General features: G+C 39.2%; 6 protein-coding genes. All 6 read right to left on the bottom strand.

Going from position 1 to position 5,159, the window contains the following annotated elements:
- Positions 1-199: 199 nt before the first annotated feature.
- On the bottom strand, positions 200-676 hold the full coding sequence (locus R7190_RS25295; protein WP_186584894.1) for a GNAT family N-acetyltransferase: 477 nt from the start codon (positions 674-676) through the stop codon (positions 200-202).
- A 135-nt stretch (positions 677-811) separates the two neighbouring features.
- Positions 812-1,444, bottom strand: a complete 633-nt coding sequence (locus R7190_RS25285; RefSeq protein ID WP_186584893.1) for a hypothetical protein — start codon at positions 1,442-1,444, stop codon at positions 812-814.
- A 161-nt stretch (positions 1,445-1,605) separates the two neighbouring features.
- Positions 1,606-2,451, bottom strand: coding sequence for a DUF3037 domain-containing protein (locus R7190_RS25280; protein ID WP_186584892.1), 846 nt, complete (start codon positions 2,449-2,451; stop codon positions 1,606-1,608).
- Positions 2,448-3,164, bottom strand: a complete 717-nt coding sequence (locus R7190_RS25275; RefSeq protein WP_186584891.1) for a HipA family kinase — start codon at positions 3,162-3,164, stop codon at positions 2,448-2,450. The genes R7190_RS25280 and R7190_RS25275 overlap by 4 nt, the downstream gene beginning before the upstream one ends.
- Positions 3,165-3,377: 213 nt before the next feature.
- Entirely contained in the window at positions 3,378-3,704 is a 327-nt protein-coding gene (locus R7190_RS25270; protein ID WP_050907515.1) for a hypothetical protein, read from the bottom strand.
- Positions 3,705-3,956: 252 nt separating this feature from the next.
- The gene (locus R7190_RS25265) at positions 3,957-4,457 is read right to left on the bottom strand and encodes a hypothetical protein (RefSeq protein WP_167415283.1); all 501 of its coding nucleotides are present in this window, start codon (positions 4,455-4,457) and stop codon (positions 3,957-3,959) included.
- Positions 4,458-5,159: the final 702 nt, after the last annotated feature.

Raw genomic sequence — 5,159 nt, 5'->3', positions numbered from 1 at the left:
CTCAGTTTTATCTATCACAACAATTCCTATAGTGGATAAAGATTAATAAGTGACGATTCCTATAAATAGCTAACGCCCTGTTAAGGGGTGAGCAACGCGATACCGGAGCCGCCGCATACCACCTTAAGCACTAAATTCAACGCATAGTGAAAATGCCACGCGTTGTGAATCCCTCTTGAACAGTTTGTTATACGATGCCTCACAGCAAGCGCTGAAACTGACCGTTTTTAGCTTTGAAACCTAGCTTATTAAACAAAGCTTGAGACCGAAAGTTACCCTCATCAATATCTGCATACAGTCTTTCAATGCCCAAAGATTTAGCATGAGAAAATAATAAACTAAGAGCTTCCGACATATACCCTTGCCGCCAGTACGATGAATTTAGTAAGCATCCGACCTCACAGGAATCACTGTTATCTCTAAAACTATGTAAGCCGCAGGTTCCAATAACTTTGTTTGTCGCTTGATCCATAATCGCCCATTCCAACGATTCACCTGATTTCTCCAGCCGGACGACGCTTTCTAGCATCTGAACTATCATATCTTTCGATGTAAAAACTGGGTCTGAGGCAAATTCCATTGTTTGAATATCACCATAAATTTCAAACAAATCATCAGAATCATTCGTTTGAATTGACCTCAAAACAATTCTACCTCCGTGTAAATCAGGCTTCATTTCTCTCCTTAATCGTATAACGCTGCGTTAAGGGGTGAGTGCCGCATAAACCAAGTTTCAGCAGACCACTTTCACCACCAAAACCAACCGCATACCAAAAATGCCATGCGGCATGAATCCCTCTTAAACGCCTTGTTATAAAGATTTTTCCTGATGCTCGTTTTGATATGAATCAAGTGCATTATTTACATGGAAAACCGAGAACAAGACGCTACCATCACTAAGCATATTGAAACCGATTGGAATACTTATGAGCGCTAAAACCAGATAACTTACATTGAAAGAGACTGCCAATGAGTACAACGAAATTACAAAACTAACAAATCCGACTGTCGCAATTATCAAACCGAAAACTAGATTAAACACCCCAAAAGCCTTATCAAACTTAGACAATTGCACTATAAAGGAGATTTCTGCAAGGTCCGAAACATCAGGGAAAGATCCAATTGTTTTAAGCACATGACGAAATGATACTTTGCTACCAACTCGTTCATTGAGGACAAAAACAGCATTTAGCATCGGTATGCTTACCCTAGTTCCATGGATTTTCCTAAAGTGCTCAATATTGAGTTCATTCGCTAAATGTAACTTCAGTTCTGATGATACATTCGGATCATTGAGAGCCTCCGTTATCGCTTGGCAACGTTGATTGCGATTAATACGGTAGAACTCCATTATCTTGGGAAGCTGCACAGCCACAAGCAAAACTAAAGTAGCCGCTGCAATCCAATATTCACCTTGCTTAAGTAATTCGGCAAATACTTCCATTTATCTGCTGTTCCTCCAAATCTTTATAACGCCGCATTAAGGTGTGAGCAACGCTATCACGAAACAAAACTACTGCGCCATAAACACAAAACCCAACGCGAAGCTGAAAATGCCAAGCGTTGGGAATCACTCTTAAATGCTTTGTTAGCAAAACCTGTTTATCAGTGAGCTAGTTTAAAGTTCTCTGCTTTTTCTGACTCAAACCTTGCAAAGTTTTCAATATTTCGAAGGTCGCGAACGTCATAAACATTAACACCTAATGAGTTCATTTCATCTTCTAAAGACTTAAATGCAGCCTCGAGATTTTTATCTTTATACTCAGGACGATCAATTGCAAAAAGAAAATCGCTAGCGTCAAGAGTATTTGAGTTTAGTAAATGCTTAACTCTTGAAATCCAAAACTCACCATGATCGATCAGCTTTAGAGGCTTATCTTGGTAAAAGCTGAGCGGTTTAATAGCTTTCGTTGTAACTCTATCCGTGGCTACCAATGGTAACTCGAAAGACACATAATCCGCATTCAGTTTACTTTTAGTAAACTTATATTTCGTTACACCATCCAATTGTTTTTTGAGGCTTTTAACTAAAAGCGTCTCTCGATGCTCTTTTGTGTTGAAGCTTCTACCAACATATTGCTCAAACAGTTTTTCTAAAACAAGTTCAAGTGAATCACTAGTCAAAAGAGCAGCAGTCTCACTAAAAGTAAGGAACCCCTCTCTTTGTCTTGTAACTTCATCCATGAAACCGGCTAACTCTTTTCCACGCATTCCTTTAGCAAAATCTTGAATACGCTTAAGCTCGAAATTAAACATTTCGATAGCATTAGAGTATAACTGACCATCAAGGTCATCAAAAAACTGAGAAACTCGGCCAAACCTTTTATTTGCCAACCTAAACAGCACACTACCTGTTTGAGGTGCGTGAATCACAATACCGACGTTAGCAAACTCTTGAGTTTCAGTAAAAGGCATAAAACGTATTACTGAATAACGTACTAGATTTTTCATTTTATACCCTCCCAAAATTCAGGTGTTCTAAAGCGTGATAATGTTACTCGAATCTCTTCTACAATACCATCATCACCGCAGTTTTCGAGCCATTCTTCTGGTATAGACTCTAATATAGAGTCTAGTTCTCTGAAGCAATTTTCCAGTAATTCTTCGTACGACTCATGGTCTAGTAACGACATTTGTTCAGAAAACCAAGCACTTGAACCCACATGAAGTGCTTTCAAGTCATGAAATGTCTCATCGTGGTCAACATCAAAGGCTAGATTGTGGTCTAGAACAATAAAAGACTGAAGATCCGAGCGGATGAACAGATTAGGGTTGCCGCCACTTTGTGTAAGATTACGGTCGCCATTTTTGATCCAGTAGTCGAATAGAAACAACAGCTTCAGGCCATCTGAGTCAAGTTCACATAATTTTTGGTAAGGGACATCTTGAATATTGTCTTCATACTTAGATGCAAACCAATCACCTTCACTGAGCTCGTAGTGTCCATACTCCAGTAGAGAACCGTCAACGTAAGCAATTTCAAAATCGGGGACTGGTAACCCAATAGCCTTTCCTAGCTTCCCACATACCCATTCGTTAATTAGCCCTCGATAGGTAGTATTAGGCCCTTTTACAATATACTGATTATTGTCATCGCCAACACAAAGGTAAGGCCCCGTTTGGCCTTGTTTCATCTTTCTAATTATTCTTTCGATGTAAATCATATATAGCTGAAACTATGTAAAATTGATGATTGTAAATTACCACAATCGGTATAAAAGTCGATATCTGGTTGAATGGTTTTGCTAACGCCCTGTTAAGGTGTGAGCAACGCAATACCGAAGCTCCCGCATACCACCTTAAACACAAAACGCAACGCATAGCAAAAATGCCAAGCGTTGCGAATCACTCTTAAACAGATTGTTAGGCAGTTGGGACTAATTGTTGAAATCACATGGACATTTTCCAGTTCTTAAGTCAACTTTACCGCCACATATTCCACACTCAACAAACATATCATCAATGATTTCGATAAATCTTAGTTCTTTATCAAGATTTATTTCAGGCATGATTGGTAATTCATTTCCAGCTTTTAAAGCTAAATATTTGGCATGGTTTATATTTAGAAGACCCCTTCGAAAACGCTTCACAGCATCGGCTTGGGACTCTTCATCAGAATTAGCGAGAGCCTTAACTAAGACACCAAATAAATACGTAATTTGAGTTGTGCATGCTGACTCAATAACATTATCAAAAGACTCCATAATATGCTCCTTATGTACTTAGCTAACATTCATGTACATAGAGCTTAGTAGTCAATCAACAGGTCAACTTTTGAATTGAAGAATAACCTGATTTAAGTCAATTTCATAGTTGCTGCCTAACGCCGCGTTAAGTGGTGAGCAACGCAGACCACCCTACCTAAACCATTGTGCCGTAAACACTAAAGCTGAATCAAACTGAGAATGCCGAGCGTTGGGAATCCGTCTTAAACGCTTTGTTATGCATATTTAATGTTACTCAGTACTTTCTTCAACTTGCTCCAGTATATATTCCAATTCAATTTCAACTTCATGCCACAAGCGAATTGCTAAATAGAACACCATAACCACAAACTGCTCTTTGCCTGAAAGAAGCGAGTACTTTTTTCCTAAACCGGGCGGTCTATCAGGATTGTTGGAAATAACCTCTTGAATAAGAGCCTGATCTTCAGAAGTAAAGCTTTTATAAAAGTTATTAACTTCCGACTTTGACAGCTGCATGTCTGCTCGGTGGGCAAACTTATTACGAATGTTGGTAACTGATACAAGTGGCTTGTATATTTCCTCGTCCAAGCCAAATGCAACAGCAAGTTTGAGCTTATTCGAGAAATCTATTTGCATCTTCTGAATGTAGTCAGAATTAGTAGCAACTAGCGATACAAAACGATCTACATCTTGCTCCAAAGCCATGTGAGCTCTGATAACAGCCCCTAGTTCATCTTCATTAAGTAAAACCGACATTAACTTTTGGTGCATCAAAACTCCTATATGCATAACGCTCTGCTAAGGGGTGAACAACGCAATACCGAAGCCGCTGCATACCGCCTTAATCACTAAAATCAACGCATAGTAAAAATGCCACGCGTTGTGAATCCCTCTTGAGCAGTTTGTTAGTTTGCAAACCCAAAGCGTTGATTTTAAGTCATTTTAGACTTTGCAAACAATAAACTTTATGTGTTTTGATGTACTTAAGTCAGGCGTAGTCTAAAAGCGGCTAATCAATGAAACCACATGGAACAAACAACGCCGCAGAAAATGAACTCACAACACCAAAAAGCGCTTTTGGAAAACCAATATCACAATGCGGACTTTCAACAGAGTCACTGAAACCACATGAATTTACCACTTCAGAGAAAACGTTATTTCAGCGAGTAAATCGGCTTTTGTACCAGCAAACTTAACGAGCAGAGTTTCAACAAAAGAGTTCAGCTCAATTGACCCAAAAGTAGCCACAACAAAGAACAAACCAACCGTTAAAAAGATGCCAATTTTGGATTTTCACCACGCTCGTTAACACTGAAATTGAACGCCGATACGACAATTTCGACTTTGAGCTTTTACCACTAGATCCTGCGATATAGCTGCGTTTTTCCTCTTGCAAACTAACGCCGCGTTAAGGTGTGAGCAACGCTTTAAACTAGACTAGCTAGTTACACCGTAAACACATAAGCGAATTAA

Source organism: Vibrio sp. 1078-1 (assembly GCF_033340475.1).
This window is presented reverse-complemented; position numbering and strand designations above follow the sequence as displayed.